The organism is Parafrankia sp. FMc2, assembly GCF_041008525.1.
Taxonomy (GTDB): Bacteria; Actinomycetota; Actinomycetes; order Frankiales; family Frankiaceae; genus Parafrankia.
Window position 1 is genome coordinate 1 of the sequence record NZ_JBFLUG010000286.1, and the last position, 3,979, is coordinate 3,979.

4 protein-coding genes are annotated in these 3,979 nt (G+C 67.8%); all 4 read left to right on the top strand.

Going from position 1 to position 3,979, the window contains the following annotated elements; all coding sequences use genetic code 11:
- Positions 1–656 (top strand): tyrosine-type recombinase/integrase (locus tag AB1460_RS36125; RefSeq protein WP_368966980.1); only part of this gene is annotated, 656 nt, incomplete at its 5' end.
- The gene (locus AB1460_RS36130) at positions 653–871 is read left to right on the top strand and encodes a helix-turn-helix domain-containing protein (RefSeq protein WP_368966982.1); all 219 of its coding nucleotides are present in this window, start codon (positions 653–655) and stop codon (positions 869–871) included. The genes AB1460_RS36125 and AB1460_RS36130, both read left to right, overlap by 4 nt.
- Positions 872–998: 127 nt before the next feature.
- Positions 999–2,438, top strand: a complete 1,440-nt coding sequence (locus tag AB1460_RS36135; protein ID WP_368966984.1) for an NF041680 family putative transposase — start codon at positions 999–1,001, stop codon at positions 2,436–2,438.
- 387 nt (positions 2,439–2,825) lie between these two features.
- Complete coding sequence (locus AB1460_RS36140) at positions 2,826–3,950, top strand: IS110 family transposase (RefSeq protein WP_368966986.1); 1,125 nt, start codon at positions 2,826–2,828, stop codon at positions 3,948–3,950.
- Positions 3,951–3,979: the final 29 nt, after the last annotated feature.

Below are 3,979 nucleotides of genomic sequence, written 5' to 3' on the forward strand. Positions count from 1 at the left end.
AACCAGTACCCGGTCAAGAAACCCGGCCAGTACGGCATCCGCCACCACGCCCCGCCCACGATCAGGCTCGCCAACCCCGCGAAACCCCAAGCCGCAGCTTGATCGACTTAGCGGAAGTGGCATTGGGACTCGGCCACATCACGACCCACCAGCTCCGCCACACCTATGCCACCGCTCTCGTGAACGCGGGTGTGTCGCTCCAAGCACTCATGGCCCTCCTCGGACACGTCTCCGCGGAAATGAGCCTGCGCTACGGACGGCTTTTCGACACCACCGTCCGCGCCGAATACCAACGGGCTCTCGACCTCGCGAAAAGCCAACTCGGAACCCTTCCTGCCGGACGCCCCGGCCTCCCGCTGCTCGATGTCACCGGCGGCGCGGACTGGAAGGAGACCCCCGCGCTGAAAACCCGGCTCGCCGGCGGATTCTGCCTGCGCGCCCCCGCCCAGGGGGCCTGCACCTACGCGAACATCTGCGAACACTGCCCCAGCTTCCACACCGACAGCGCCCACCTCCAGGTCCTCTCCGCCCAGCGCGCCGACGCCGACGCGCTCGCCCGCGACGCCGCCGCCCGCGGCTGGATCAGCGAAGCCGACCGGCACCGCCACCTCGTCGCCCGCCTCGACGCCCTCATCACCCAGGCACAGGCCGGATGACCGACGAGCCGATCAACAGCCGGGTCGAGCGTGTTCTCACCACGCTGACCAGCACGAACCAGCAGGTCAGCTTCACCGCCGTCGCTGCGGCCACCGGGATCTCCCGCACCACCCTCTACCGCGACCCCCGGCTACGCGCCCTCGTCGAGGAGCACCGCAACCACGCCCGCGAGGCCCGTACCCTCACCGGCGTCGCCACTGAGCTTGTCGTTTAACCGCCGGGTGTCACGCTGTGCGATACCTGCTGGTGTTGTGAGGCGGGTCGGCGTGTCCTCGTGACGTGGGACGACCTTCGGAAGAGCGTGCTCTCGCCAAAGAAGCCGGATCAAGCCGAAGGTCGTGATGGGCAGTGTGCAGGACGAACCAGGACGCGTCGAGGCTCTGGGACGGCTGTGTCGCTTCCGGCAGGAGTTCTACGACTGCCTGACCCGCCGCGCGGACGCGCTATTCGAAACGGCGGAGGCGGTGCTGTGCACCGACGGCCCGGTCCGGACGCTGGTCGACCTGACACTGGCCCCGGAGCACCGTCGCGGCCATGGAGCCTTGTACGACGGGCTGAACAGCGGCCGGTTAGAGATCGCCCGGCTGCGACGTGCGCTCGCGGACCTTCCGCTGCCCGCGGCCGCCGACGGACGACTCGTGCTGGCCGTCGATGTCAGCCCATGGCTGCGCTCGGACGCGCCGACCAGCGCGCAGCGGCTGTTCTGCCATGTGCACGGCCGTGCGAAGAACCAGTCCCAGCTGATTCCTGGCTGGCCGTACTCGTTCGTCGCCGCCCTCGAGTCCGGCCGGACGTCGTGGACCGCGGTCCTGGACGCGGTTCGCCTCGGCCCCGATGACGACGCCACAGCGGTGACCGCCGACCAGCTCCGGGCGTTCGTGGGTCGTCTGATCGCCGCCGGGCACTGGCATGACGGCGACCCGAACATCCTGATCGTGATGGACGCCGGGTATGACGTGACCCGGCTGGCGTTCGTCCTGGCCGACCTGCCCGTCGAGGTCCTCGGCCGGATCCGTTCCGACCGTGTCCTGCGGCTCCCCAAACCACCGAGACAGCCAGGTACCAACGGCCGTCCGCCCAAGCACGGCCCCGAGTTCGCCCTGGACAGGCCCGCGACCTGGCCCGAACCGCAGCACACCACGACCACCAACACCAGCCGCTACGGCACCGCCACCGCGACCAGCTGGAACCGGCTGCACCCCCGACTCACCCACCGCACCTGCTGGATCAACCACCCCGGCGACCTGCCGATCATCGAAGGGACCCTCATCCGCCTGCAGGTCGACCACCTCCCCGGCAACCGCGACCCCAAGCCCGTCTGGCTGTGGACCTCCGCCACCAACGCCACCGCCGCCGACATCGACCGCGCCTGGCAGGCGTTCCTGCGCCGGTTCGACCTGGAACACACCTTCCGACTGTTCAAACAGACCCTCGGCTGGACCCGCCCGAAGATCCGCACCCCGCAGGCCGCCGACCACTGGACCTGGCTGATCATCGCCATCCACACCCAGCTCCGCCTCGCCCGGCCACTCGCCCGCGACCTGCGTCGCCCCTGGGAGAAACCCGCCCCACCAGAACGACTCACCCCCGCCCGAGTCCGACGAGGATTCCGGAACATCCGCGCGGTCATCCCCCTCCCCGCCGGCGCACCGAAACCCACCAAAGCCGGCCCCGGCCGCCCTCCCGGCTCACGCAACCGCAGACCCGCACCCCACCACGACGTCGGAAAAACCACCCGACGGGACCTGACCATGACCGCCCACCAACACCGCACAGGTTAAAGATCAAGCTGAGATCGCCCACCTCACCGACACGCTCAATGCCCTGGCCACCCGCGTCCGCCAGCACGAAGAACGACTCCGCAGGATCGAGAACCGGCCTACCAGCAACAACCGCTGGCACCGAATACCGGTCGCACAACCGGACAAAAGTGCACGCTATTAACCGGATATGTTTCGACTGCGAGCATCATGTTGTCGCTGCCACGCCGGTCTGACTCTTGTTACGACCGGTCCTTCGGGTGCCTTTGCGTTGATCTGTCGGCTGGCGTGGCAGCGATCTCTGGACCGCTGGCCGGGCGGGCAGTGACCTGATAGGAGCCTGATCGCAGCAGGGTCTCATCGCAGTCCTGTCCGCCCGCCCGACCGGCGGGACGTGACCGGTGGCCTGTGAAGGAGATCAGCCAGCTGATGCCCAGCATGATGCTTTCCCGCGACGACGTCATCGTCGGCGTCGACACTCACAAAGATCAGCATGTTGCCGTACTACTCGACGGTCTCGGAGGCCGCCTCGCGGAGCTGGTGATCCCGGCGACCCCGCCCGGTTTCCAGATGCTGCTTGCGTTCTGCCTGGCCCGGGTGCATTCTCCAGGGCGGCTTGTTGCCTTTGGGGTCGAGGGAACCGGCTCCTACGGTCTGGGGCTGGCGCTTTTTCTGCGCCGGCATGGCCACGACGTCCGGGAAGTCAGCCGTCCACCGCGGAAAGGCGAGCGACGTCAGGCAGGCAAGACCGACACGATCGACGCCGAGCATGCCGCGCGCCAGGTCGTCGCCGGCGTGCTGACCGCGACGCCGAAGACAGCCGACGGGGCGGTCGAGGCGCTTCGTCTGATCAAGGTTGCCCGGGACACGGCGGTGAAGGCCCAGCCAGCAGCCATGATCACATTGAAGGCGACGTTGGTGACCGCTGACGACGAGCTCCGGGGCGCGCTCGAGCCTCTCACGGATCATCGCCTGATCGAAGCCTGCGCGGCGCTGGAGTGCGTGGGGGCGCCGACGACACCCGCGAAGGCGATGCGGCACGTGTTGGCGTCGCTGGCGCGACGGTGGCTGAGTCTGCACGAAGAAATCAAGTCACTGAGCTGGCATCTTAAACAGCAGACGAAAGCCGCCGCGCCGCGGCTCGTCGAAGCAGTCGGTATCGGCCCCGACACGGCGGCTGAGATGCTGATCGCTGCCGGAGACAACACCGACCGGATCCGCTCGGAATCAGCGTTCGCGAAGCTTTGTGGAGTGTGTCCGATCCCGGCGTCCTCCGGGAAGACGCACCGTCACAGACTCAATCGAGGTGGGAACCGGCAGGCCAACGCCGCGCTCCACCGTACCATCATCGTGCGCATGCGATGGCATCATCCTACTATCGATTACGTCGAGCGACGCACTGCGGAGGGACTCACGAAGCGTGAGATTATCCGCTGCCTCATTGGGGGAGTATCAGTTCCGCGGCTGGGTGAGTTGCCTGGTCGTGGCTCCTCGGTCGTGTCGGGGGATGGCCTCGTTGCCGCGCCGTCCTGACGGCCAGTTTTAGTGCTGCCACCCCCGAC